This window comes from Alteromonas australica (assembly GCF_000730385.1).
In the GTDB taxonomy this organism is placed as follows: domain Bacteria; phylum Pseudomonadota; class Gammaproteobacteria; order Enterobacterales; family Alteromonadaceae; genus Alteromonas; species Alteromonas australica.
Map to the genome: position 1 here is coordinate 2,906,982 of NZ_CP008849.1, position 26,897 is coordinate 2,933,878.

The window sequence follows — 26,897 nt, forward strand, 5'->3', positions numbered from 1 at the left end:
TTTCCATGTTGACGTAAATTGAGAGTCTTGCAGGATAGTACGTTGAAGATATTCGAAGGTCAAAGCAACGGCATGCACTTTTATACTATTCAATTAGACTTCTCCTTGGCATACTAGGTTCATCAACGCTAATTTATCATGCGCCTTTCTGATTCATGGACGAGCTAATAGTTGTTATAAAGTCATGACGCAAAATGTTTTTTCTATCCAAGCTTCGTCTTTCGAAGGTTTCTCACGTACCTATTTTAAATTGGGTACACCTTGCCCCCAAGGCAAGTGGCAAGTGACCGATAGGCTGGAGGCGCTCGGCAATAATCAGGTCATGACGAACAGTGTCATCACCGTCAATCAATTATGGCCTGATGGCTCAATTAAATGGCTAAGCGTAGAGGGGCTATGCGACGCGGAGGTCCTAAGCGACAACAGGCCTTGTGTTGCAGTATCAATTGCCAAAAGTCATCGCCCCCCCATCAATCACGCCTTGCCAGTAAAAGAGGAAAGCGAACACCTTCACATTCAGTTGAAAAACGGTGATTGGGTGAACGTGCATGGCCAGCAATTAATGGCACTAACGTATTCCAGCAAACTGCACACCCAGTTTTATTCCCTAACGGCCAATGAAACATTAGACACCCACGTTAGCAATGTAGTCACCGACTACGAACTGCTTGATAACCCATTAGGTTATCAAGCAGTTCGTATTCAGCAATGCGCCACTTTAAATGAAGGCACTCACATAGAACTTGACGTGAATGCCCAGTACACGCTGTTTTTGGACGACGGAACGGTAAAAGGGAGCATTTCAATAACCAACCCAGCCGCCGCTAGCCACCCTCACGGCCAGTGGGATTTAGGTGACCCGAATTCCATTGACATTTTTGAGCTAGGTTTGTGTATAAAAGACTTCAACCAAGCGTCTTTGCTCATTAACGAACACACCTACTCCCTCGATGCCTGTGACCAATTATCGGTTTTCCAAGCATCAAGTGGAAAGCCACGGTGGAATAGCCCCAACCACGTAAATAGAGACAACAAAGTTCCATTACCGTTTTGCGGCTACCGCGTGCACAAAGATGGCCATCTCGTGGACGAAGGGCGGCAGTGCGTGCCAAGGGTGAACATGCAAGCATCCCCACACCAAACCCGCAGCATGTTAACGGTGAAAGACTTTTGGCAGAACTTTCCTTCGTCGATTGTGGCAACCCCCACCTCAATAGACATGAGCTTACTGGGCTCACGTTTTGCCGACCCCATTGAATTACAGCCTGGCGAACAAAAAACCCGAGACATTAGCCTTTGTCACACTCCCGTCAGTGATGCTGAAACTAGGCTAAATAAAGAATGGGTTGCCGCCAGCAAAGCAATCAGCTTTTTGCCTGATACAACCAACGAGTTTCATGATTTAATTCAATACGGTATTAGAGGCGACACATCATTTTTCCATAAACGGGAAGTCATTGATGAATTTGGTTGGCGTCATTTTGGCGAGTTATACGCTGATCACGAAACCGCGCTAAACAGCGACAACGATATTTTCGTTTCACATTACAACAATCAATACGATCCTATCTTTGGCATGCTGTGTCAGTGGATTTTAACCGGAGAGCGCGCATGGTTTACCCTCGCCGATGCCTTGGCGAAACATGTTGCTGATATTGACGTTTATCATACTGACAAGGACAAACCTGAATACAATGGTGGCTTATTTTGGCACACCGACCATTACGTACAAGCCTGTACCGCCACCCATAGAACCTATTCCAAACGACAACCCAGCCATGTCTATGAAGACCACGCCGGCGGGGGAGGACCTGGCGGCCAACATGGTTACACCAGTGGTTTGGCGCTACATTACTTACTGACTGGCCGCCCCACCTCTAAGAAAGCGGCCCTTTCAATTACACATTGGCTAACACATTACTACGAAGGTGATGGCACAATGGTTGGCGCCCTTCTCGCCTTGAAAAACAGCGGTTCTGCCGGGCTAAAATGCGTAAAGACCAATACCTACCCCCTTGATCGAGGAACAGGAAACTACCTTCACGCGTTATTTGACCGATTTGAACTTTTGGGCACGCAGTCCGAAATAGATAGTGCCGCACACGTGATACGTCACACGGTCTCCCCCCAGGATGACATTACCTCTAGGCATCTCGAGGATGTGGAAAATACTTGGTTCTATACGGTATTTCTTCAAGCAGTGTGCCGATTTATACAGATTAAGACACAACTCAACACCTTGGATAGTGACTACGACTACGCGGTAAAATCTTTGCAACATTACGCCCGTTGGATGCTAGATAACGAGTATGCCTATCTAGACAAACCCGAGATCCTCGAGTTTCCCAATCAAACGTGGAGTGGTCAGGATTTGAGAAAGCTTTGCGTACTGCATTTTGCAGCAAGCTTGTTACGCGAGAGTGACGCTAAAAGAGTCATGGAAAAAATACATCTATTAAAAGATACGATTTTAGCGCGACTGAAAAACCACCACGAAACCTCCACCACTCGCGTTTTGTGTTTAATGATGCAAAATGCACACTACGAGGCCTATAAAATAGAACCCAAACAAGCACGTAAGGTAACCCGTGACGAGCCAAACGAATCTGCCATAACACATAGGCAGCCTTATAGCGTAGTGAAGTACTTTGCTCGACATTTGCGACACTTTTCATTTCAACGTGAGCGACAACAATTTGTAAAACGCTTTGTGCAAACACAAAAGTGGTTGGGCAAACCATGAGTATCATCACCTCGTTTATTATTCCTCACAAAGGCCGTGAGGAAATGCTGATTCGAACGCTAGAGAGCATCGCCAATCAAACGGCCCCAGCCAACAGCTATGAAGTCATTGTCGTTAGTCAAAATTCAGATTGTTCGCAAACACTAAACGAATTGACTAAATCGATGCCTTTGCGGGTTATATACAATGACGCGGCAAATACCATTTCACACTCAAGAAATTTAGGGGCCAGTGCGGCAAAAGGAGAGTATTTCGCGTTTCTTGATGCAGATGTTGAATTAGCCAATGAGTGGCTTGACGTTATGCTTTGCACCCTTCAAGAAAAGAGTGCGGCTTTAGTCAGTGCGATGCAAATAGATAGTAGGGATGCACCGCCACTGGAAACAATACGCACTGCGTTGACTAACGCCGAACTCGATACTGATGTTAGCTTTTTGCCTGGGCGCAATCTCTTTTTGCACCGAAGTACCTTTTTCAAAGCCGGTCAATTTCCAGAGCACCTTATGACCTGTGAAGATTATTATTTTACTGATAAAGTAAACAATATCGGAAGGCTGTATTACACCTCAAATACACACTATATCCACCTTGGCGAAGATAAAGCCTTTGTTCCAATGTGGAAAAAAGAAGTATGGCGTGGTCAGAGTAATATTGCTTCACTAAAAGGCAGAAAAATCCCTATGAGGGAATGGCCCAGTTTTATTGCGCCATTCGCGGTAACGGGAGGGCTACTATTAGCCTGCCTAGCCTTAGTATTCACGCAATATGAAGCGGCGACTTTTTTATTTATCTGTATGCTGCTGGTTATGCTGCTATACACGGCTCGACTGAAAAAATTGACCGGAAAAAAAGTATCCATTGTTCATTGCGCCCTTTTTTATCTACTTTACTTCCCGGCTAGAGCCATAGGGACCGTATTAGGAGTAAGCGGCTCGGTATACACCAGTTCGCATAAATAACTTATGAAAGTATTACAGTTTATTTGTTCAACAGGTTTCTACGGCGCTGAGCGTTGGGTATTAGCGCTTGCCAAGCACTTGCCTCGCCATGTTACCAGTGAGTTAGTGGTAACCTTAGAACCCGGCACCGAAGAACTCGAACTCGTTAAACAGTTTGGTGCAATTGGCCATACTCACGCTATTCCCATGAAAGGCAGATTTGACCTTTCTGCAGTAAATAAGTTAGCCGCATTGATAAAAGCGCAAGACATTGACGTGATTCACACCCATGGGTACAAGTCGGATATTCTGGGTGTCATGGCAGCTAAAAAAGCAGGTATTCCCTGTGTGGTCACCCCACATGGGTTTGAAAATGCCGCCGACTTAAAACTGCGCTTGTTTATATGGATAGGCTGCCAATCTATGCGATTTGCAGACAAAGTGGTACCGCTGTCAAAGCAACTCATGCGTGACGTAGAAAAGTATAACGTCAGCAAAGACAGATTGGCCTACATTCAAAACGGTGTAGACTTGTCGGAAGTTGAAGCCGTGAGATTAACAAAATCCGGCGTTAAGCCCCAGAAAAAAACCATCGGCTTTGTTGGCCAAATGATAAGCCGAAAAAACATAACCGCTATCTTGGACTGCTTTAATGATTTGTACCAAAAACGCCAAGACATTGAGCTAGTCCTCTTAGGCGACGGCGAAGAACGCCCCTCTCTAGAGGAATATAGCAAAACACTGGCAAGTAAGGACAGTATTCAATTTTTAGGTTTCAGAAACGATAGGCTTCAGCTATTACGTGACTTTGACCTTTTTGTAATGACATCAACGCTAGAAGGTATTCCACGCTGTTTAATGGAAGCGTGTGCGATGGAAATTCCAGTGTCTGCGTATGATATTGCAGGTATTGACCAACTCATTACACACCAAGAATCTGGCTTGCTAGCGCCGCTACATGATAAAGAACAACTGCAAAAAGACTGGGAAACCCTGTTAAACGATAGCGAATATGCTGCAACATTGGCCCACAATGCTAAAGCCTTTGTAGAAGCAAATTTCTCGGCAAAAAGGATGGCCGATGAATACATGGTGTTATTTGAAGAATTGGTAAAAGAGAAAGTAGATGCCTAAACAGGATGTTTTATTTGTTTTAACAATAGACACGGAAGAAGAATGGCATTGGGACAATGACGATTTTCCCGATCGTGACTTCTCCTTAGAAAATGTGGAAAAGCTTCCCGCTTTTCAGGCCTTTTGTGAAACGTTAGGCATACGCCCCACCTACTTTGTTGACTATGCAGTGGCAAGCAACAATATAGGCAGCACTATTCTTCGAGAGTTCGTAGAGGACCGAAAAGCTGAAATCGGCGCCCATTTACACCCTTGGTGTAACCCGCCCTATTTTGGAAAGACCACCGAAGCAGAGTCCCATGTCATTAACCTTCCTCACGAGCAGGTGGTTGCCAAACTAGACGCGCTAAACACCCTGCTGTGGGAAAAATTCAGTATTAAACCAGAGTCGTTTAGAAGCGGGCGTTGGGGAATCAATGCAAAGACTTTACGTTTATTGGCGTCTAGAGGCTACAAGATTGACTCAAGCGTTTACCCTTTTTACAAAAATGACTATTTTAGCTGTATAGGGGCACCAGAAAAGCCCTACTGGCCTTCTTTTGAAAATGCCCTTGCCCCAGGACAGCAAAGACAGATTCTAGAGCTGCCAGTAACGGCTGGCTTTAACGTAAAAAATTATAACCTTGGTGAGCGCGTTCACAACGCACTGTCTAAGCCGCCATTCAACTGGCTAAAAGTGATAGGTGTGCTGTGGCACAGTAAGTTATTGAGAAAACTTTATTTAAGCCCAGAGCTAACCAAAACAGAAGATATGATTGCCCTGGTTGACCAAAGCTTGGAAAAGCAACAACCCGTTATTCATATGTATTTACACAGTTCCAGTTTAATTGATGGCGTGACAGGCCTATTAGAGGTAGACAATGCATGCTCACGCATATGCGAACGAATGAAACGTGTTGTTAATCATTTAAATACCCAAGCAAATGTGCGTTTTTGTACCATTTCAGAAGCGCGTATTATTTTAGCGAATCAACCTTCCCACAACGGTGTTGTGAGCATTGAAAAGGTATCGTCATAATGCAATCTGATGCACAACTTTCAACGGCTTCACTGAATGACAAGGCTGATTGGGATGCATATAGTTTGACCCATGAATCAACGACTGCCTATCACAAGTATGCTTGGCTAGAAGCCGTGGAGCATGCCTATGGCCACAAACCCCTTGGCGTTATTGCTAGGCACCCTAAAACTCAGAAAGTCGTTGGGCTGTTCCCCGCTGTGTTCATGAAAACGCCGTTTTGGGGCAAACAAATATGTGCGCTGCCTTATTGCGATGTGGGATACGGTATTGCCGATAATGCCGAGGTATTACAAGACATGCAGCACTTCCTGCACACTAAAATGGCAAACGCGGGATGTAGAAAGTTAGAGATACGACAAGCCGAATCAACACCCCCCGGGCAAGACATTCAAGCAGGCCATAAAGTGAGAATGCTACTATCCCTGCCCGAGTCGAGTGACACCTTAATGGCGTCTTTCAAATCAAAGTTAAGAAGCCAAATTCGAAAAGCCGAGAAAAATGGCCTTACGGTTACCCTTGGCAAAACGCCTGAATTACTCAAACACTTTTATCGCGTGTACGCAGTTAACATGCGCGACCTAGGCTCTCCTGTACACGCCTTAGGGTGGTTCGAGAGTGTCCTTGCCGCGTACGACGAAAATTGCATAGTGAGTGTCGTTTACAAGGGCGACATGCCCGTAGGTGCAGGCTTGGTCATAATCAATGGAAATAAAGCTTCTATTCCATGGGCATCAACATTGCGTGAATTCAACAAATTAGCACCAAACATGCTACTTTATTGGTCGTTACTCGCCCATTGTGCCGACTCAGGTATTGATACCTTTGATTTTGGGCGCTCTTCCTTCGAAGAAGGGACTTACAAATTTAAAAAGCAGTGGGGGGCAGTGCCTCAACCGCTGAATTGGCAATCCCTAGGGGCTGACAATAAAAAACTCGGCTCAGATACGTCTCCCTCTACCAGTAAATTTCGACCTTTGATGGAGAGTATTTGGAGAAAGCTTCCTTTAGAATTTACGATAAAAGCGGGCGCGTATGTTCGGCCTTATATCAGTTTATAGGGATTAATAAAGATGTGTGGCATTGCCGGATTTAGCCTATTTAATCATCAAGAAGGTGGACAAGCTTCGTTAACCTCAATGCACGAAGCTATTCATCACAGAGGTCCAGACGCTAGTGGTACCTACCTAGATGAACACATTGGCTTATGTCATCGACGGTTAAGCATTCTTGATTTGTCCGAAGCCGGCAATCAACCTATGTTTTCTGCTGACGGCAATCTCGTTATTGTATTCAATGGAGAGATTTACAATTTCCTTGAACTACGTGCAGAATTGGAAGCTGAGGGCGTTCAGTTTAAAAGTCATACTGATACTGAAGTTATTTTAGCACTCTATGCGCGAGAAGGTACTCAGTGTTTAGGCAAGCTTAACGGTATGTTCGCCTTTGCCATTTGGGATAAAACCAAGCAAGAACTTTTTATTGCCCGAGATAGGCTGGGCAAAAAACCTCTCTACTACTTTTCGCACAATGGCCGATTTGCCTTTGGCTCTGAGATTAAAGCTATATTGGCATTAGAAAACATTCCAAGAGAAATTCGCTTAGATGCCGTTTACGACTTCTTTGCTTACCAATATGTGCCGGACCCGAAAAGCATATTTAAGCACATTCATAAATTGCCCCCAGCCCATTACCTATTGCTAAACAAAGATGGCTTCACCCTTACAGAATATTGGGACTTAAGCTTTAAGAACACATCAAGGGATAGCGAAGAAACCCACAAAGCACAGCTGAAAGGCTTACTCGAAAAAGTCACTAAGCAGAGAATGGTAAGTGATGTTCCCCTCGGTGCATTCCTAAGTGGCGGCGTAGATAGCTCGGGTGTTGTCGCTATAATGGCACAAGCAAGCGAAACGCCTGTGAAAACCTGCACCATCGGCTTTGACAATAAAGACTTTAACGAAGCTGACTTCGCCCGCGAAATTGCTGAAAAATACAAAACAGAACACCATGAGTATACTGTTCATCAGAACGTTGCCGACAGACTAGAGCATATCGTCAGCTTTTTTGATGAGCCGTTTGCTGACCCATCACTCGTGCCGACTTTCTTTGTTTCAGAATTGGCGAGAAAGGCTGTCACTGTCGCTCTTGCCGGTGACGGTGGTGACGAAATGTTCGCAGGATACGAAAAGTACTCGGTTGACGACATCGAGAACAAACTTAGAAACAAGTTCCCCGAAGCGGTCCGAAAATCGATATTTCCAAGTCTAGGCAAATTTGCAGGGAAAATACCAGGCACAGTTGGCAAAAAAGCGAAGTCATTACTTACAAGCTTGTCTCACGACCCAGCAATGGGCTTTTATATCACTAACAGTATGATGACGGACGACATGTGGCAAAGCTTGGTAAAAACCGAGGTGACTGAACAGCTTGGTGATTACCACCCCAGTCAATATACGTTAGATATGTACAACAAAGCCGATGGCCCCGACCATTTGAGCAAAATTCTCTACACCGATATCAAAACCTACATGACGGGCGATATCCTTGTGAAAGTGGATCGAATGAGTATGGCTAATTCATTAGAAGTAAGGGCGCCTATTCTCGACTACCAAGTTGCAGAGTTTGCCGCCACCCTACCCTCTTCACAAAAATATCGGAATGGCGAGAAGAAGTACTTACTGAAAGAAGTGTTTAAACCTTTTATTCCTGACTCATTGTTATATAGAAAGAAAATGGGGTTCAGTACACCATTAGATGAGTGGTTTAGGGGGGAGCTAAAAGAGCTATTTGAATCCATTCTATCTAATGCTAGCTATGGCGTTTACGACATATTTGACCGAGATAGTGTCAACCAAGTCTGGCAACAGCATCAAAACGGGACCCACCAACACGGGACAGTGCTTTGGAGCATGCTCATGTACCAAATGTGGTACAACCGCTATGTAAACGTTGATAAAGAAAGAGGTTTGCAATGAAAGTGCTTCATATCACCTATGACATGAGGATAGGCGGCACCGAGATGGTGATAAAGAACCTCATTGAGAGTAATACTGATGATAGTATTGATATGTCGATATTTTGTATTGAGTCTCCCCTTGGACCTTGGGGGGAAGAGCTTAAAAAAGCAGGGATCTCCATCAGTGTGAAAGCACGTCAACCGGGTTTTGATCTTCTACTTATCAAAGCGATACGCAAGCATATAAAAGACAATCACATCGACATCGTTCATTGTCACCAATACACGCCCTGGGTGTACGGTGCAATTGCAACAGCCTTTACCAGTACAAAGGTTGTTTTCACTGAACACGGGCGCTTTTATCCAGATTCGAGCAGTTGGAAGCGAAAATTCGTCAACCCTATTTTATGTAAGTTAACTTCTGTCATTACTGCCATATCTAAAGCAACTAAAGACGCCCTAGTTACTTACGAATATATTCCCTTCGATAGTGTAGACGTTGTGTACAATGGCATTGAACCTTTGCGCCCTAACCAAGAAGAACTGCCACAGCTAAAGACTCAACTTGAACTACCTCAAGATGCATTAGTTTTTGGCACCGTTGCCAGACTAGATCCTATAAAAAACCAGAAAATGCTGATTACTGCATTTGCCGAAGTTAGCGCGATACTACCAAACGCCTATTTGTTAATAGTCGGAGATGGTGAGCTAATGGGCGAGCTAAATTCATTAGTGGCACAATTAGGTATTGCTGAAAAAGTCCTCTTCGCAGGATACAAGTTAGATCCTTCCAACTATCTGGCGATTATGGACGTATTTTTACTCCCATCGCTAAGTGAAGGTACATCGATTACATTACTAGAGGCCATGTCTATCGGAAAGCCATGTATTGTTACCAATGCAGGAGGAAACCCAGAAATTGTAGCTCATTTAGAGACGGGATTGGTGGTGACTAATGATAATGAACAAGAATTAAAAGATGCGATGATTTCCATTAGTCAATCAAACGACTTGTACGTCAAACTCTCAAATAACGCAAAGCCCAGATTTGATGAACATTTCCATGCAACAAAAATGTTCGACAGTTATTCTAAAATTTACCGTAGAACCTTGGAGTCATAGTGAAATTAGCGAACACTTTTATCAAAATTTGTGAGATGAAAAATGGGCGATAATAAAAATATACCTATTTTTTTATTAATGGGATTCCCAAGGTCTGGCACTACATGGTTTTCAAATTTAATAAATTCTAGTGAAAGCGTAATATACAGACATGAACTTATAGGAAGAAACCATGGCATGATGGGAGACAGGGTTTTCTCTAAACTAAAATATGCAAATGGTTTGAGTTCCTCTGATTATGAAGTCGTAGAGAATGTGATTAAAAAAGCGCATGTAGAAACGGACAAACCCCCATTTTTTAAGAAGAAATACGGGTTGAGAAAGTTTCCCAAAATTCAGTATTTTTTCTGGTCGCTCGCTAAAGTCTTTCCCCGCGCTTCTGGCTTCTACAACCGCCTTTATCGACTAGGCAACAATCACGATTGGAAAGTTTTAATTAAAGAAACACGATCACTTACGGACATGCGGTCCATGATCCTCGGCTTAGATCCGAACGCACTATTGTTTCTAGTGAGAAAGCCTCAAGCTACCATTCTTTCTCATATTAAGGGAGTGAAAAAGAAAAAAATGAGCCCCTTGCCTGATAAGGTCAAGAATAGACTACGGATAGAAGCTTCAAATAGCGATTACTTTAAAACACACTTAAGTCATAAGAAACTTGATGCCGAGTTAAGAGATATAGAGTATTACGCGATTAACTGGGCGCTGTATCACGAAAAAGCATTAGCATTAAAAACAGAATTTTCTTCTGCTTCGATTTATTTCTACGACGAAATCATGGAAAATCCTCGAAAAGAAATAGAACACATTTTTTCAAATCTACATCTTGAGATATGTGATGAAGTAGAAACTTACATCGCACAGAGTTCCGGACAAAAGTCTAACTATTTAAAAGATGCGGGCGACCAATACTATAGTGTTTATAGAGATAGCTCGTTTAATAAAGATTCTTGGAAGGACGAACTCACACAGAAAGAAATAGACCTTATTGATTCTTACTGTAGCACGATGTATGAAAAACTGAGTGAGCTAAAAGCACAAAGCTAATAACGATGTCAGTTAACTTCACTTGTGCTTCAGGAAATTTACTTCCGGTAACGACATTAGACGCTGTAACTCAGGCACTATCTAAATGCTTTTTAGTATGTAAATTGAATGTTGTGCTTTACGCTAAACGCATGGATTTCGACTAAAAAGTCAGTCTTGGACAACTCTTCTGAGTTGTCAACCAAGTCAGCTCTGCCCCCATTTCTTGATGATATTAGCCTATTAACATGGTTATTCTTAATTACCACATCTTGTGTTGGTGTAAACCGGTATTCAATAGCTCTTCTGTACGAATGTTCCATAAAGATATAGTTGTTTTCTACCAAGGTATTGGGGCTGTCTTCCAAGACTATTCCAGTATCCCCAAAAGGGTCTTGATTGTCTGAATGATAAATGAAGTTATTCCTGATAATGCCACCAAAATTTGAGAATTTGATGTACTTATTTTCATCCCCTTTGACGCGTTTTCTCATTCCAAAACCAATCGCTCTATCTGAGTCAATGATGATATTGTTTTCAACAACATTATTCTCGGTATTGTTCCATAAATGTATAGCATGCTCGGAAATACGATTTCTGGGGCTCGCAATATGCTTAAATACGTTCCCTCGGATCACCCAGTTTCTGATTCCGTGTGCATCTATACCACCAATGTAATAGTGGGGGCCAATTCCAGCACTGTATTCAAAAAGGCAATTCTCAACGATTCCCGAATCAGACTGAATATTGGGTTTGTTTCTTTTGTCATAGCTGACTTTTAGTAATTGTTCATAGCTATCCCTTATGGTGCAATTACGAATAATTGGAAAGTCTGCATTACGCTCAGAACGAATTTGAATAATATGGTTACCCGCATTTTGCATCGTGATACCATCAATGACCACGCCTGAACTTTTTATGTCTATCAAGTTCTCAACAGTTTTAGACCTTCTCATTCCCTTACCATTAAAAATCACCGAATTTTTATCAGCGACTTCAGATAGCAAGATGATATTTGGCTTATTAAATACTATTGTTTTGGTTAAATCATACGTCCCAGGAGCAACATATATCGCCACATTACCATCGGTGCGCTCCAGTACGTTAAGCAGTTGCTCAGGCGAATTGACATACTCTTTGTCGTAATTTTCGGGAACCGCAATCTGTAGTTGATTAACGATGAGATGTTCATGGGGATTAACACGCTTTTCTGCAGGTTGGTATGTGGATATATCAACATTGGACACAACATTAGAATTGGGGGTAGTAACGCCAGAAATAACGGCTTTAATATCCGATCTAAAAAAAAATCCAATAATAGCTAGTGCACCCAATCCAGCAGCAATACCTAGTCCTTGAGCAATTCCGATCAAAAACTTTTTAATGAATAATTTAAAAAAAGCCATAGATATTCGCTCTTCCTTGGACAAAAACGTTACATGTGAACTCAGTTGACTAGTTCTAAGACAGATAATTCAGCCTAACGGAAAGAGGCCTTGCTCTTTCTTGCCGATAAATGAAATAAATAACCAGCCAGCAATATAATCGCTATGGGAAATGGCCATTTAAGCCAATAGGCGACAATTTCAAAATAGTATTTTTTAGTAATAAAGTGCGACACCCCATCCCAACGTTTAAATGAATTATCATATATTTTGTTCATTGTTATGACATCACTATGTGGATAACCCGCATTTGCATAGGCCTCGCCAGCGATATCCGGTGTAGATTGTAGCGCTACAGGACTGAAATTGAGCGAAACGCCAAAATCCGGATCAAATGTTAACTCTTCACCGTTTTCAAACGTTGCGGTTAAAATTACATGACCTGGAAATGTAAGTAGTTGATTGGGGATTCCTTGCCTGTCTAATAGCTGGGACATAATCATAGAAGCATCGCCACAAATCCCAATACCTCTATTAAGGCTTTTTTCATAATTTGCGAAATGGTATCTTTCGTATTCCGGAATCCCCGAGAATCTACCCATAAAATATAGAAAGTAATTCTCCCATATTGGGACAAGTTGATTAAACTTCTTAGTATCATATCTGCGCCAATGAATATGCGCTAAGCCACTACCGATAACTTTCGTAATTCGCTCAGCATATTCTTTGTCTGTTTCCCCTTCGACCCGTTCAATAGCAGTAAACGTTTCCTCTCGCGTTAGTGTAATATCATTTTCAAACCGCAATTCATCATCAAAAAATACGGAAGGTCTCACATCCTTGAAAAGACCGTAAATATTCACGCTGAATAACCCTAAACCTAAGGTCATTAATACCACAGCGATATATGTGTAGGGGTTAGTTTTCATTTTTTTACTACCGATGCCTTTTCTTGGTTAGCGGTGTATCTCACGACGTAGATATTATAAGCACAGGCGATAAACAATACACACCAATACAATATTTCAGCTCTCATCCGATTCATAAACGTCATCGCCACAACAAAGGCCAGAAGCGCACATTGAAGCGCTATCACCTTAAAGTAATTGTCTACGTCAACGCGTTCTTTTAATGCTCTCTTGGTAATATTAGAGGTTCGGTAACAGGCATATAACATCATGATCAATGCGAACAGGCCTACATAGCCAATTTCTGTTAACGTTTCAAACCACGTGGAATGAACCGATCTTTTCCGGCTTTCTCCAGTGTCTACACCTTCTGGTATATACATAGGGGCAAACACGTTAAACCCTTGAAAGCCGTTACCAAAAGGATAGTCTTTAGTCATTTCCCACGCGGACTGCCAAAAAATAAATCGTGTCGCACCCGATTCTTGATCAACATTTTCAGTTGATTGGGTGGTCATTGTGTAAATACGTTCGATAAAAGCTTTGTCAACAATTACAGCAGCGCCAGTTAGCCCTGCCAACGTAATGACTACAGCTGCCGCTTTCTGATACTTTCTTTGAAAACTAGAGAAGTACATGTGCCACATAAAGAGACCGCAGCTCAAAGCAACCGCCAAGAAAGCACCCCGACTGTTAATCAAGACGATCCCATTAGCAATAAACGCGCCCGCTATGGCTATTAGTAGGCGAATTTTGTTATTACTCGCTGTCCAAAAATAATATAGACACAGTACCACACTAGGCGCAATCGCAGCAGCTAAGCCATTAGCATCTGGTGAATCAACCGTACCAATACCTTCAACTCGGCCGGCACCGTTTCTTCCTTTTTGCATCGCCATAAAGCTAATGTACCAAGCTCCATATATATAGCCGTACATCATAATATTAAGGTCTTTATCAGACTCGCACATCTTGAATGCGATGCTAATAATTACCATTAGCTTAAAGTAAAAGACCAGTGCTTGATTATGCCCAATGGGGAGCACTGCGTAAAAAGACGCTATGCCATAGAGCAGCAGAAGCACGTACATCCATCTAAACTGTGGTATTTGAAATAGACGGTTTTGGTTAAATTTGCCAAAAGACTTGAGAAATAGTAGTCCCATGACCACAACCACGATAAATGAATAAGGCAAGTTTGGTACAGATGACCCCCACCATCTATTTTGAGGATTGTAAAAATAGACTGCCTGATAAACCGCAAATATGAACATCGGAGAAGCTAAAATTGCGTAAAATATTCCGCCAGCATAGCTTCCTAAAAACAGTAAAATATTAATCATTTAAGGTCTTATTTATTCAATCTATCCAAATTACTCAATCTACTGCCCATTCTCATAAAAGGTAACTCAATATATTTGTACGAAAGATGAGCAACATACAAGCTTACGAATCCACCAAATGTAATGACCACGAAATAGCGCTGCACAGAATCAGTCACACTAAAGTAGATAAGTAACAAAACGGCGCACCCGATGAGTAAGTTGTGGTAAAGGTAGAGGCTGTAAGAATATTCACCCATTTTATATAGCTGACTGGTTAATATTCTCGGTAGTTTTACCTCTGCGAAAAGAATAGATGCCACAACTGATAGCGCTATGAGTCCTAACATTACCCAAATGTTTGAGATAACGGGCAGGTCTGGAATCTCAACAAACCCATTACTCACTATTGAAGCAGACACAAACAAAAAAACAAATGTGATGGTTCCGATATATTGGTTTAAACGCAATTCATATTTTCTATAAATAAACCCGAGAAAAACACCACCACAAAAGGTGAAGCCCAGCATAAAGACTCTTTGATCTTTAAATATACCTAAATCCAGCTTGAAAACCATGTATAAGGCTACGCCCATTAAAATTGGTGAAAGTGATTTCAGCTTAGGGATTAACAAGATCATAATGGGAAACAACAGGTAGTATTGGAACTCAACAGGTAGACTCCAATAGGCATTGTTGAACAAACCCGGCTGACCAGAAATATTGAAACTCAATGTTAAATAAGTTAGGAAATCAGTTGGAGTTGGTACCTGTAAGAATTGCCGCTCTATCCAATTGCCAGTAGCTACTCCATAGAATTCTCTAAATGCAAATGAAAATACAAAATAAACCAACAATGACAAAGCAAATGCTGGCCAAATTCTGAAGAAGCGTTTGATGTAAAAAGGAAAAACATTTAACTTAGACGCCCTACTTGTATGGCTTAGATAAAGTGTGGTACCGCTAAGAGTAAAGAACAAAAGCACGCCAAACGTGCCTAAATCGAAGACCTTTAGCCATATCCAATTTACGGGTTCATCTTTTGATAAGTAGGTATCTTGAGTCGCCCTCAGACTATGCGAAATCACGACGAGTAATGCAGCTATTCCTCTCAACCAAGTCAGAGGTTTAAAATGATGTTTTTCACTGCTCATCACATTACGTCTCTACTTCACAATGATGCTGAGGTAGCTGTCGCTTCAAATGTTCAATCCATAACTTATTACCAGAGGTATTTAAGTGCAAACCATCACCAACATGATAAATGGTAGACAACTCATTCCCATCATTAAGGAAAATATCATATTGCTTCACTAGTGAAACGTTGTCATATTTGTCAATTTCTTCTGCTAGCATTAAATTAAACGCCGAAATATCTCCAGCTATACGTTTCAATTTGGCGGACAGGCTGTTCACAGGCAACAACTCACCTACGATAACGCGAGGGTGATCCGAAAGTGAGGCGAGTAATAGAGAAAACTCACTTAACGTAGAGGCTAAGGATTGACCTCTTATAAGATCATTTATGCCCACACCTATAAAGATACAATCAGTGTTACTTGTGCTTTTATAATCACTCAATCGCGCTCGGACGTTACCCACAGTGTCAGTGCCGATTCCAAAATTAATGGCATCTTTTGAGATTTCTGATACTGCTAAGCCTTGAATCAAGCTGTCACCGATAAATAGCACTGTTCTGTGAGAGTATTGACGATCTAAACGTTTATAAAAAACATGCGTAGACTGCACGAAATAGCTTTGTGGAGACGGCATTTTTTTGGCATCTAAATACAGGAAACTGACGAAGAGAATGCCGGCGATCAATATTCCAATAAGGATATTTTTCATTGTCTATCCCATCGTTCCTTGCGTTCTTTTTGCTGCTTCCTAGCTCGCCACATCGCTTGTCTCCAGCGGTACTGGATTTGAATCTCTCCAATAATTTTCTGATGCCATTTAAAATAAAACAACTGAAGTTTAGATAATTTTACAGGCTGGCCAATTTTTTTATAACCCAGTTTTTCTAGCAAGTCGCCCGCAACATTTTCAACGACATCAATCTCAAATTGAGACAATTTAAACTTCCACTTCTCGGACAGTGTTTTATCCGGTTTTTTAAATGTATGAACATTTTCTCGCTGAACGTTGTAATAGCTGGCTTGCTTGTCGTATTCAAGCATTTCCGGGGCAAGTGAACATTCCAAAAACTGACAAACTTGTTCAAGTGTAGGTTTAAAGTTTGTAACGATATCTTCATAGCGTATAAACAAAAAGTTTTCAGGCATTTCAGACATAAATTCAAGCTGTTGCTCGACTTCGCGCTTCCATCGCTGTGCACCATAATAGGCGTTTGTACCTAGCCCCCATTTGTTCTCCATATAGGAGTTTGTTACACCGCGCCCATCGCGAACAATAATAATGAACTTAGACGCTGGTAGAAAATTGCGCAATACATCAATATATTCAGTTAATTGAGGATCTTTTAGCCCCCAAATTGGGGCGGCTTTCACCAAATTCGCTAACTCTGAACCATTCTCAATGTAAACCTGTTTTTCTATTCCCTTGATAACCGCTTCAGTTGACGAAGAGTCCTCAAAGACCTTGGGCAAATCAAGTTCGTTTTGAATAAATACTTCAGGGTGTGCTGATAGAATTCTGGTTAACAATGTTGTCCCAGAACGCTGCGTTCCCATGATAAATAAAGGCGATAACATCTTAAAAACTCTCTAGTTACTTTAGATTATTCATTGAGAAAGATTGCAACAAGGATGGAGAATACTTCATACCTTTGATGAATGGTTTAATCTTTGCTTTTGCGACTTTCCACCAATTATCTCGCCATCTATCACTTATGTTATCACCAGAGGCCAATACATAGCCTAAGATTGGAGCTCCAATCACAATATAAGGTGCTGCTGCCTCTTGTTCAAAAAAATTGCGTATTTGCATATGCGGATATCGCGCCCATGGAATAAAGCCAATAGACTCCAGCGTAGGCTTTGTAGGGATATCCAATAGCTCATCACACAATACAGAAGTTGACCCACAAAGCTGACTCATTTCTTGGCATGGTATTGCTCTACGTACGTCGTGGTATAAAAGGTAGCCCCCGTCGATTACAGCGCCAGACTTATCATCAACTAAATTGAGTACCGTTGAAACAAAATTTCTCGATAACAAATCGTCAGAATCTAAAGCATACCAGTGGGTAACACCACTGTTTACCAATGCACTCATAGCAAAAGCAATTTTTAAATTCTTATCTTGAATCAACTTATTGTGATTGAAGTCAGGTGCGTTTCGGTCCGGTGGCAAAAAATCAACTTTGACGACCTTCAATTTAGGAAATAAATCCTCAATTTCCTGGGGAATTTCGTGACCAGCAACGGCTACCACGAAACTATCGTTGTCTTGAGCATAAACCGATCTAAGCGTTGAAATAAGCGAGTTAACGGTTACTTTCCAACACTTAGAGATAGCTTTTGATTTTAGAGGTATAACAATGCCAAGCTTCAATTTTTCCATGCGAAATAGTAAACCTCTAAACGTTTAAATATTTTATTAAAAAAATGAAATCTGTTGAAAAATGAAAGATACATCACAACCAGATACATAAAATAACACGCCATGAATATGGCTACACTAAATATCACATGCAACGAAAAATAACTTTCAATAAAAAACATAGTTAATGTAGCAAACGACACTGAAGCCAAAATAGGGCTGACCGAAAGGAAAATACATTTAAAATCAATATTTGCAACGCGACAAGAAAACCCAATCGCTAGACATAGCGTGAAGAGACTAATTATGCTTCGAGCTAGCACAAAATCACTGAGTACTGGTTCAAAAGACAAAATAAGAAAAGTGATGACAGTGAGAAAAAAGCTCATTGAATCAATAATAAATATCGGTTTAGAAACACCTTTAGAAATAATAATGTTGCTGAAAAAGATCATCATCGAAAAAGAAAAAACAAAGAGTGACATCACTTGCATAAGCTCACCGGTGACCTCCCACCCATCACCTAACACTAATTGGACGAGAGGAACTGAAAACAGAGCTATACCAAAAGAAAGAGGAATGATTATAAACGCCAGTGCAAAAAGCGTGACACAGAATTTATCAATAAACTCATCATTTTTTTTGTGACCAACTTTTGAAAAAGCACTGATCAGCGGCTCCATAGCTGGGTTGATGACCTCTTGACTGGCCATCATTGACAAGTTTCTTGCAACGTGAAAAAAGCCCAATGACTCGACAGGAAATAGTTTAGAGATCCAAATTGCGTCAATTTGTCCTTTTACCGCAGAGACCATACTCTTGAGCATGATCCATTTTGAAAACGTCCACTGCTTTGCGACATTAGTAAAATCGAATTTTGGTCTATAACTACAGAAATAATATGTGCCTAGCATCATTATCACATTTGATAGCAAGTCTGCGATTATGAGTGCCCAATAGCTTTGATAAAAATACGCAATGGAGATACAAACAACTGTAGACGATAACTTTTGAATAATTCCAATATAAAATATTGATTTATAATTAAAACTTTTCTTCTGCAAATGGATCCCTGGGTTATTCAGGGATTTAACAATGAGGTTAAATGAAACGACAATAAAGGCAAGACGAATGCTTGGGTCACCGTAAAAGTGGGCTAAAAATTCTGAACATGCCACCAGTACAATAAAAAGGCTCCCCTTAATTAGGAAATCCAAACTCCAACTTGAATTCAAATCAACGTCATCAACTTTGTCTAGTTGCAGTATGTATTGGAGAGCACCTGTTGACGCTATTTTCTCAAATATGAAAAGAACAATTGTCAGGATAGCAGCCACACCAAAGTCATAAGGGTCTAGCAGTCTAGCGAGAACAATCAAACTGAACACAGAGAGAAATCGCTTGATTAAATTGAGTGCCGTAATAATCCCTGAGCTTTTTGCTATATCGAAGAAAATCATTGCGACTTGTTCCAACTCGACTGTATTAATTTCACTAACTTTTTTACCATCAAACTAAATACGATCGAACCGTAGCCGAAATAGCTTTTTCTCGTTTGAGACAGTGTTTGGTTTGCGAGATTTACGTATTGCTGTGCGATAGATTCTAGACTCCACATCTGCCTAGCCTTTGTGGATTGACTCGTTAGCATTTCATTTGTGAGAGGGAAGACAAAATCAGACATGGTGTAACAATCAAAGCCAAACTGGCGTATGTATTCAACCGCGTAATGCTCATCATTAACAAATACAGGAACGTCATTAGCGAGGTAAACTTGCACTTTGGTCGGGGGTTTTGTTGAGTGATAAAAACGATCAGATTTAAAGTCTACTGCGAATGCCGAACGCTCAAAGGCTGCTCTTTGACTAGACTCACTCCACTGCTCAAAGCAATAGTTACCGATGAAGACCTTATCTTCCGTCACGTCAACGTCGTACACGTTATGACCTACTTCCCCCTCTGCAACAACGGAGTGCAACGACTTTTTCAAATGGTCTAGATCAGTTAAAAACACATGCGGAATTTGTGACAGGACTGGATATTTACTCAAATTGCGCAAAAGGTCAGGAATATAATCTACAACGCCAAGCCACATGTATCTGTTTTGTGGCTCTTTACGTTCTACGAGATATTTAACATAGTGATCTACATTTGAAACGTTCTCTGAGTCTATGAAGCGCTTTAGCAAGTCATTATGGACCGCAATCCTGTCAAAGAGTTTCAGTAACAAGGATGCGTCGTTAATGTGTTTCTCTGACTTAAAAAAATCAACAGGTATGTAGATTTTTCTGCTCTTCCAATTATTTACAAAAAAAGACAGTGGTGGCATCTCTTTGATTATAAAAACAAGACCATCAAAACTTTTTGGAATTTCTTTAAAAGCTCTGAAATAAATAACATTATATTCATCCTTAAGCGTATCGAAGATATCCTTGGAAACCCAAGAAAAGCTTGGCTTATCTGACTCTGGACCCACATATATGCTTTTCAAAACTTTACTCGTTATAAGGAAATAAGGTATGTGTCGTTGATTTTTTCTTTGTATTAGGGTGTCCCATATAAAATAAGGCCTTTACAAATACCTCAAATACAAAAGAGATAGTCAACCTAGATTTATACGTTTTTAAGAACTGAATTAATCCCAATAAAGCGCCCAACTTTCGGTAAAAAATTGTCTGTAGTGTGAAATCCCATAACCGTTCTCGTACCCTAAACATAGAAATATATTGTGCACCACCGGCAGATACACCTGAAAGATCATGCTCTAATATACCTCCCACGTAATAACGATCAAAATTTATCGATTTAAGCCTGTAAAAAAGTGTCGTATCAACACCATATATATTAAATCTATGGTCAAAAACATCCCCAAACTTGCACTTTAATCGCCTTATCGTGTCCTCTTTAATCAATAAACCACTCAATATAGAAACGACTGAAAGTTCACTCAACTCACCGTTAAAGTCGCCAGCAACCTTATTGACTTTGGGATATCTACGCTGGTTCAATGAAACAATGCTGGGCAGAAAGACTTCTCTGTCGCCTTTCATAAAATCGTTAACAGATAAGACATATTCTTGAGTGACAAAGGTATCATCATCGAAATATATATTCGCGCATTCTTCATTCAGCATTGAGTTGTATACAAAGCTTAGAGGACTATTTGAAAGATTTTCACAAACAACAAAATTTTTGAATGTCTGCGAATCGATGAAAGCAGCGACCTCATCTCTAATTGATGAAGGACCATTGTTCCAAATACATACAGTTATTTCAGTATCAAAAAACGAATCTATATTGTCTAATAAACTATTTACTGTCTTTGACTGGCATATTGCCTTGTTGTACAAAACAATGACTATGTTCAGCTTCATTTAACTAGTTTTTTCTGTGGTAGAACAGCTAAAAGTAGCTTATTCAACTTTGCAGTTAATCGAACGCTTAGTTTATCAGGCCGATAAACTGCATGGGTTTTCTTAACGAAGTACTTCTGCTCTATTCTAGGATCGCTGATACCCAAATTATTCACTATTACGTTTGCAGTGCTGAGGCAGAATGTTAAAGAAAGTTGATCTCTCCTCGCATTGCCTAAATATTCTTTCCACCAAAGCTCCATAGCTCTCTTGAGGTCGCAAGAATGATGTCTGCGAAAAATAACACTTGCTTCATACAACGCATTGCCTTGGAATCCATTCGCTTTGTATCTCGCCATTTGGGGAATAACCCGCCAAAAGTAGTCTAATCCGAGTTCGAGACACTCGGAAGCCTCAGAATAAACATCATCACGTTTATAATGTTTATAAAGTGCAATATCTTTTGATGCTAAAGCGTTATCTATTACGTCTTTAAGGGCTGAAACTACCTGGATATTTCCATCTACGTACACGCTGCACTCGTACTGCGGAAACAAAAGATGAGGATGCATTTTTATGTATCGGTTTAAATCTTTATGACTTAGGCTGGATTCAGGCAGCTTCATCAAATTCCAACCTGGTGGTACTTCACCACTAAAAGCATTGTCGACGATTAATATATAGTCGACATCGCTTTCAGCTATATCAAGAGGAAGTAACTTGTCATAAGCACCAGTTATAACTGAGTACACTACATACGGCTTCATTTTACCCTCGTTACATGTGACAACGTAGAACAAATGTCCGAATCAACATTTATTGGTTCACTGTTAATATTATATTGTTTTCGTGATAACTCGCTTGTTCATACAGGCAGGCACTCAAACGGCTACTTGTATAAGTTCACTAATTTCCAAGTGTTCCAATTATTCAATTGAATACGTTGTCTTTAGGCTATTCTTTGTCGCGGCCATTTCCAACGTATGCAAGGCACCAGAAAAGTTTGATTTGCTATCAACCCCAAGTATTACTAGCTTTCCAGACGATGGTACACCTAATAAGACTAGCCATGTTTGGTATAACTTAGCTTCTAATTTACTGGTGAAAAGTCTGTCATTAATCTCGTACCAACTAGCATAATTGACATTACTTCCTGTAGGAGAAGTAATAGTGCGCACCTGCAACTGTTTTCCTAGTAGAGATAAAGAGCTGATTTCACTATTCAATAATGACCATCTTTGTTGCGTATATGGCTTATGTAAATCGGTAACAAGCTCGTTATCAATGCCACTAAACCAGGCTTCGTAGAGCACTGCGGTACAAGCGCCCTCTACTTCGAACATAGCCTTAGTGGTTTTATCAGGATTATTGAAGCTCGGAGTCAAGTTTATATCGTGTTGAAAACACTGCTCGAGGCCAATCGTTTCTTGATCAAAATCATTGGGTTTTAGGTTGCCCAAAGCAGATTGAATAAAAGTGGACCACAACGAAAAACTCACAAGCAATAGACTAATCGACAAAACTTTTAATTGATGAATAGACCAATGACCCGCACTAGTCGTCATTTGAGCACTCTCATCAGTCCCTACTTTGTCTCGAATAAGCTCTCCAATACCAAGAAGGCAAACAATAACAAACGCAAAGAAAAACCATCCATAGATCAAATGGTCAGCGCCCGCCGCATGCTCCATATTGGTGTAATAAGCAATCAGGATAATTCCATAAATGCGCACAATATTAGCGGCAACAGGGAACAAAAACGACAACAAAACAAAAAATATTTGTCTCTTGCGAGATTGCAAATTCAAGTATGTGTACAAGACCCCAATCACAATACTAGCGATAAAAAAGCTTACACCTGAACACGCTTCAGCGACCAAAAAACGACCTTGTGGAATTTCTAAATACAGCCCGTTACGATAAAGCGGTATACCAGTTACTCGTAATAATGCGACAGCGCCATCTGCTGCAATTTCTTGCAAATAAGGGATAAGCTGTTCCCCCACCGGTATGCTAAACAACATAAATAACAATGGAAACACGATAACCCTGGCAGCCTTATGCCCGATGGCTAACCATATCAATGCAGGAAGAAGTACAAACGTTGCTGTGTGCATAAATAGTTGGATATCACCCGCCACGCCCACAATGTACAAAAAGCAGCTTGGGAAAATCACGATTAGAGGAAGCAATGAAATGTTTTTTTCAACAGCGATTAAGCGTGCGCGTCGAAGGTATATTAAGTAAAGCGAGGCTGGAATTATGAAGAAACCGTGATTAAAAATGTCATTCGTCCACCAGACCTGAGCAGCAGAGAATAATCCTTGATGGCAAAACAACAGCCAAAGTAACAATATAATTCCGACAGAGACGTATTGCTTTTTGTACTGCTTAATCACGCATTCCCTCACTTTTGTTCTTTGACAATGTCGTAAGTTCGACTAATTGTCTGCCACTTATAATCTTTAAGTAACTTGACTATCTTTGTTTCCATTCGAGACAGATTAATGTAATGACGAAACTTGGACAGAAGCGAAGCGCCTTCAATGCGTGGCTGATCAGGATCTATCTCCCAAGGGTGGAAATAAAAATTATAAGGGTGAGGCTCTTCATTCATAAAACGCTGAATGCGCTTTTTAGATAGGCGATAAGGGTAAAGCCTAAAATAACCACCTCCACCTATACCGGTATTGGCGTTATTTTTACGTAGCGTTGGAATTGGAATTTCAATAATTCCCTCTGGCCTATCGTACTTAAACCTAGGCCATTCGGGCACGCCATATAAGTCGTGTTCTATAGGGTATGTACTTGATGAGTAGATAAAACCTTGCTCTTTAAGTACGTCGTAAACCCAGGTGTTTGTGTCATTCACTGAAAAACTGGGGGCGCGATAGCCAATGACTTTCACGCCGCCAATATCTTCCAAGATGGCTTTACTTTCTGCAACGTCACTAAACAGCTGTTCACGGGTCATCGTAGTCGCACGCTGATGCGCCAAGCCATGGCTAGCTAACTCATGACCTTCGCTAATCAAACGCTTAATTACATCAGGGCATCGCTGCGCTACCCAACCTAACGTAAAAAAGGTGGCTTTCACATCGTTCTCAGCAAATAAATCGAGCAACCGGTGGGTATTGTCCCCCACCCTCAGGCTAATGCTGTCCCAATCCTTTCTATCAATAACCCCTTCGAATGCTGAAACCTGAAAATAATCTTCTACATCCACTGTCATCGCATTTAGGCGATTGTCTAATTTCATAGCTTTTATCGCCCTTTTCCAAAAAGCACAATTTCAACAGTACGAATTAAAATTAAAATATCTAACAACAAGCTTTGGTGCTTGACGTAATATAAGTCAAACTTCAGTTTTTCCATAGAGTCTTCTACGCTAGCACCGTAGGGATAATTTAGTTGCGCCCACCCAGCTAAACCCGGTTTAACATTGTGTCTTTGGTTGTAATACGGTACTTCGCGCACGAGCTGCTCAACAAACTGCGGACGTTCTGGACGAGGTCCAATAAAGGCCATCTCACCTTTAAATATATTTAATAGCTGAGGTAGTTCATCGATACGGTACTTTCGAATGAAATGGCCAATTCGCGTGACTCTATCATCATCCTTGCTCGCCCATTTAGCGCCATCTTTCTCAGCGTCGGGACGCATACTCCTGAACTTGATAATTTTAAACAGTTGCCCATTCAACCCTACGCGCTCTTGCTTGTAAAACACCGAGGTGCCTGTACGCCACCCATCATCTAAGTATATAAAGAGAGCCGTAAACAGCATGAATGGCCACACAAATAACAAAATCAAAAATGCCAAAACGACATTCAAGGTATAGTCTAATGCATCTCTCAGGTAGTTCTGACTTTGAAAACCATTTGAGTAAATAACCCAGCTTGGATACATTAAGTTTACGACTATTTGGCCTGTTTCCCGTTCCATAAAGTCAAGCAATTCAGTGACTTCTATACCTCTAAGACGACAGTCAAATAACACTTCAACGGGCAAGGTGCCGCGACGCTGATCGCAAGCAATAACAATTTCTTCAATGTCGTTTTCAAGAATAAACCGCAAAAAGCTTTCATCGACTTTGGCATGGATTATCTTTTCTTTGCGTATACCATCTTCACGGTTATCACCAGGAATGGGGATGAATCCCACAAGCTCGAAACCAATTCTGTCCACATCTCGACGCATACGCTTTTCAATAATAGACGCACGTTCTCCGGCTCCAAGCACAACAATTCTTACTTTGCCTAAACCCAGTAATCCCAAGCGATGTGTAAAGTATCTAAAGATCACAAGGGTGATAATAATCGACCCTACAGCAGCAGGTAAGAAGTATGAATCCATGACCAGTTTGTCAAAGAAAGCACGACTTAAAATCTCGACCAAAAAGTAGCTAAGACCAGCACTAACAAATATTCTTCTTATGATACCCCTGAAAGTTTCTCGTAATTTGGCTTCATATAGCCCTACAGATAATGAGCAAATAAGAATGCTAACGGTCAGCATAGCCACATTAATCATTAACTTTTCTACTGAAACCTGAGCCGAAAGCCCAACTTGCGTTAAAATAAAATGTGAAATGTAACCCATATAAGCGATGAGTAACGCTTCAGTGAAAACTAATATATTCGAGCGTTTACTTTGATTGCGCTTGTTTAATGCCACCCCTGGCCCCCTAAAAACTGCAGCATGAATTCCATCATAATCGGAATTATTCTAATAGACTAGAATTGATGTTGGCATTATAGTGCTATTTGCCGTAGGGTAAATCAAGAAACCTTTAACTAACCACTTGAGTATAGGCCTCTATTTTTATGTTCCGTTTTAAAAAACCGGTTCATCTATACATTAGTATAATCGTTATACTTTTATCAGGATGCAGTAACACCTCTACTTTGCCACAGGCAACCACTCGCCCTTCTATGACAACCAATGTGAATGAGTATCAGTACTTGATTGGTCCTGGTGATTCACTCACTATTTTTGTTTGGCGAAACCCTGAAATTTCAGGCCAATTTATTGTTCGCCCTGATGGTAAGGTGACCACATCATTAGTTGAAGATATTGATGTAGCAGGCAAAACCCCCACCGATCTTGCCCGTCAAATAGAAGAACAGCTTTCAACTTACATCAATAATCCCCGTGTCACCGTAAGTGTCAATAACTTTACCGGCCCTCTAAGCGAACAGGTCAGAGTGATAGGTGAAGCTACCAACCCGAGCGCAGTGAATTATACTGAACATATGACGTTACTCGATTTGATGATTGCAGTCGGTGGGCTTACCGAGTTCGCTGATGGTAACAATGCTAAATTAGTGCGCGTGGTAGATGGTAAACAAACGACATACGAAGTTAACATAGATGATTTAATACGCGACGGCGACATTGCAGAAAATGTGGATATGTTGCCTGGCGATATCGTGATTATTCCAGAAGCCTGGTTCTAATCTAACGTATTTATGGAAAAGAATTA

General features: G+C 41.0%; 23 protein-coding genes. 9 read left to right on the forward strand and 14 right to left on the reverse strand.

Annotated elements, in window-relative coordinates; translation table 11 throughout:
- Positions 1-184: 184 nt before the first annotated feature.
- From EP13_RS12910 to EP13_RS12945, 8 genes are read left to right on the forward strand one after another with little or no spacing between them, the layout of a single operon-like run.
- Complete coding sequence (locus EP13_RS12910) at positions 185-2,743, forward strand: hypothetical protein (protein WP_044057647.1); 2,559 nt, start codon at positions 185-187, stop codon at positions 2,741-2,743.
- Positions 2,740-3,702: a glycosyltransferase gene (locus EP13_RS12915; RefSeq protein ID WP_081869504.1), complete on the forward strand. Its 963-nt coding sequence runs from the start codon at positions 2,740-2,742 to the stop codon at positions 3,700-3,702. Before EP13_RS12910 ends, EP13_RS12915 begins: the two co-directional genes overlap by 4 nt.
- 3 nt (positions 3,703-3,705) lie before the next feature.
- Positions 3,706-4,815: a glycosyltransferase gene (locus EP13_RS12920; protein WP_044057648.1), complete on the forward strand. Its 1,110-nt coding sequence runs from the start codon at positions 3,706-3,708 to the stop codon at positions 4,813-4,815.
- Positions 4,808-5,833, forward strand: coding sequence for a polysaccharide deacetylase family protein (locus EP13_RS12925; protein ID WP_044057649.1), 1,026 nt, complete (start codon positions 4,808-4,810; stop codon positions 5,831-5,833). The genes EP13_RS12920 and EP13_RS12925 overlap by 8 nt, the downstream gene beginning before the upstream one ends.
- The gene (locus EP13_RS12930) at positions 5,833-6,894 is read left to right on the forward strand and encodes a GNAT family N-acetyltransferase (RefSeq protein ID WP_052364394.1); all 1,062 of its coding nucleotides are present in this window, start codon (positions 5,833-5,835) and stop codon (positions 6,892-6,894) included. Before EP13_RS12925 ends, EP13_RS12930 begins: the two co-directional genes overlap by 1 nt.
- A 12-nt stretch (positions 6,895-6,906) precedes the next feature.
- Positions 6,907-8,811 carry an asparagine synthase (glutamine-hydrolyzing) gene (gene asnB, locus EP13_RS12935; protein WP_044057650.1) on the forward strand — a complete coding sequence of 635 codons (1,905 nt, stop codon included), beginning with the start codon at positions 6,907-6,909 and terminating at the stop codon, positions 8,809-8,811.
- On the forward strand, positions 8,808-9,914 hold the full coding sequence (locus tag EP13_RS12940; protein ID WP_044057651.1) for a glycosyltransferase: 1,107 nt from the start codon (positions 8,808-8,810) through the stop codon (positions 9,912-9,914). The genes asnB and EP13_RS12940 overlap by 4 nt, the downstream gene beginning before the upstream one ends.
- Before the next feature lie 42 nt (positions 9,915-9,956).
- Positions 9,957-10,961, forward strand: a complete 1,005-nt coding sequence (locus EP13_RS12945; protein WP_081869505.1) for a sulfotransferase domain-containing protein — start codon at positions 9,957-9,959, stop codon at positions 10,959-10,961.
- 92 nt (positions 10,962-11,053) lie between these two features.
- Here the strand turns inward: EP13_RS12945 and EP13_RS12950 are convergent, their stop codons facing one another.
- The 14 genes from EP13_RS12950 to EP13_RS13015 form a co-directional block, all read right to left on the reverse strand.
- The gene (locus EP13_RS12950; protein WP_052364395.1) at positions 11,054-12,346 is read right to left on the reverse strand and encodes a right-handed parallel beta-helix repeat-containing protein; all 1,293 of its coding nucleotides are present in this window, start codon (positions 12,344-12,346) and stop codon (positions 11,054-11,056) included.
- Between the two features lie 74 nt (positions 12,347-12,420).
- Positions 12,421-13,254, reverse strand: coding sequence for a hypothetical protein (locus EP13_RS12955; protein ID WP_052364396.1), 834 nt, complete (start codon positions 13,252-13,254; stop codon positions 12,421-12,423).
- Complete coding sequence (locus tag EP13_RS12960; RefSeq protein ID WP_044057653.1) at positions 13,251-14,576, reverse strand: O-antigen ligase family protein; 1,326 nt, start codon at positions 14,574-14,576, stop codon at positions 13,251-13,253. The genes EP13_RS12955 and EP13_RS12960 overlap by 4 nt, the downstream gene beginning before the upstream one ends.
- 8 nt (positions 14,577-14,584) lie before the next feature.
- Positions 14,585-15,709 (reverse strand): acyltransferase family protein, encoded by a 1,125-nt coding sequence (locus EP13_RS12965; protein ID WP_231497959.1) that lies wholly within the window; start codon positions 15,707-15,709, stop codon positions 14,585-14,587.
- Positions 15,710-15,713: 4 nt separating this feature from the next.
- Positions 15,714-16,403 carry a GDSL-type esterase/lipase family protein gene (locus tag EP13_RS12970; RefSeq protein ID WP_044057655.1) on the reverse strand — a complete coding sequence of 230 codons (690 nt, stop codon included), beginning with the start codon at positions 16,401-16,403 and terminating at the stop codon, positions 15,714-15,716.
- Positions 16,400-17,269 carry a sulfotransferase family protein gene (locus EP13_RS12975; protein WP_044057656.1) on the reverse strand — a complete coding sequence of 290 codons (870 nt, stop codon included), beginning with the start codon at positions 17,267-17,269 and terminating at the stop codon, positions 16,400-16,402. The genes EP13_RS12970 and EP13_RS12975 overlap by 4 nt, the downstream gene beginning before the upstream one ends.
- A 16-nt stretch (positions 17,270-17,285) precedes the next feature.
- Positions 17,286-18,080, reverse strand: coding sequence for a hypothetical protein (locus EP13_RS12980; RefSeq protein ID WP_044057657.1), 795 nt, complete (start codon positions 18,078-18,080; stop codon positions 17,286-17,288).
- On the reverse strand, positions 18,068-19,519 hold the full coding sequence (locus EP13_RS12985) for an oligosaccharide flippase family protein (protein ID WP_044057658.1): 1,452 nt from the start codon (positions 19,517-19,519) through the stop codon (positions 18,068-18,070). The genes EP13_RS12980 and EP13_RS12985 overlap by 13 nt, the downstream gene beginning before the upstream one ends.
- Positions 19,516-20,550 (reverse strand): hypothetical protein, encoded by a 1,035-nt coding sequence (locus EP13_RS12990; protein WP_156026756.1) that lies wholly within the window; start codon positions 20,548-20,550, stop codon positions 19,516-19,518. The genes EP13_RS12985 and EP13_RS12990 overlap by 4 nt, the downstream gene beginning before the upstream one ends.
- A gap of 4 nt (positions 20,551-20,554) precedes the next feature.
- A complete protein-coding gene (locus EP13_RS12995; protein WP_044057660.1) occupies positions 20,555-21,433 on the reverse strand; it encodes a glycosyltransferase family 2 protein in 879 nt (292 codons plus the stop codon).
- A complete protein-coding gene (locus EP13_RS13000; RefSeq protein ID WP_044057661.1) occupies positions 21,430-22,179 on the reverse strand; it encodes a glycosyltransferase domain-containing protein in 750 nt (249 codons plus the stop codon). Before EP13_RS13000 ends, EP13_RS12995 begins: the two co-directional genes overlap by 4 nt.
- A 159-nt stretch (positions 22,180-22,338) precedes the next feature.
- Entirely contained in the window at positions 22,339-23,811 is a 1,473-nt protein-coding gene (gene xrtA / locus EP13_RS13005) for an exosortase A (RefSeq protein ID WP_196898712.1), read from the reverse strand.
- Positions 23,812-23,819: 8 nt separating this feature from the next.
- On the reverse strand, positions 23,820-24,671 hold the full coding sequence (locus EP13_RS13010; RefSeq protein WP_044057662.1) for an XrtA system polysaccharide deacetylase: 852 nt from the start codon (positions 24,669-24,671) through the stop codon (positions 23,820-23,822).
- Positions 24,672-24,676: 5 nt separating this feature from the next.
- Positions 24,677-26,089 (reverse strand): TIGR03013 family XrtA/PEP-CTERM system glycosyltransferase, encoded by a 1,413-nt coding sequence (locus EP13_RS13015; protein ID WP_044057663.1) that lies wholly within the window; start codon positions 26,087-26,089, stop codon positions 24,677-24,679.
- Positions 26,090-26,238: 149 nt separating this feature from the next.
- Here EP13_RS13015 and EP13_RS13020 point away from each other — a divergent pair, with 149 nt between their 5' ends.
- Positions 26,239-26,871 carry an XrtA/PEP-CTERM system exopolysaccharide export protein gene (locus tag EP13_RS13020; RefSeq protein WP_044448113.1) on the forward strand — a complete coding sequence of 211 codons (633 nt, stop codon included), beginning with the start codon at positions 26,239-26,241 and terminating at the stop codon, positions 26,869-26,871.
- Positions 26,872-26,897: the final 26 nt, after the last annotated feature.